This window comes from Bacillus sp. P4_D3, from assembly GCF_056401855.1.
Genome location: NZ_JBFUIN010001187.1, coordinates 1 through 707, shown reverse-complemented (window position 1 = coordinate 707; position 707 = coordinate 1). Strand labels below are relative to the sequence as shown.

Genomic DNA, 707 nt, shown 5'->3' with positions numbered 1-707 from the left:
GTATTCAAACGTACGAAGTAGAAGTTATCGACGGAGATATTTATATATATATGTAATTTACAAAAGGAAGCCTCCTCTGGCTTCCTTATTAAATAAAAATAGACGAGGTGCGAATATGAACGGATATGTATATTTAGTTGGTGCAGGACCAGGTGATGAAGGACTTATTACTAAAAAAGCGATAGATTGCTTAAAGCGTGCAGATATTGTCTTATATGACCGCTTATTAAATCCTTCCTTTCTTAGTTATACAAAGCAAACTTGTGAACTTATTTATTGCGGCAAAATGCCGAAAAATCATACAATGCGACAAGAAATGATTAACGCCCACCTTCATCAATTTGCGAAAGAAGGAAAAATCGTTGTCCGCTTAAAAGGCGGAGATCCATCTATTTTCGGCAGAGTTGGTGAAGAAGCAGAAACTTTAGCGGCAGCAAACATTCCATACGAGATTGTGCCAGGTATTACAGCTAGCATCGCCGCTAGTATCTATGCAGGCATCCCCCTCACCCACCGTAACTACAGTAATAGCGTCACTTTACTAACTGGACATGCAAAAGGTCCTTTAACCGATCATGGAAAATATAATTCATCCCACAATAGCGACACAATCGCCTACTACATGGGTATAAAAAACTTACCTACCATTTGTGAAAACTTACTACAAGCAGGAAAAAAAGAAGATACACCCGTAGCAGTCATTGAAT

General features: G+C 38.6%; 1 protein-coding gene. It reads left to right on the top strand.

The features are described from left to right. Positions 1-115: 115 nt before the first annotated feature. On the top strand, positions 116-707 hold a 592-nt coding region (gene cobA / locus AC1DTM_RS30165), incomplete at its 3' end, for a uroporphyrinogen-III C-methyltransferase (protein WP_477001669.1).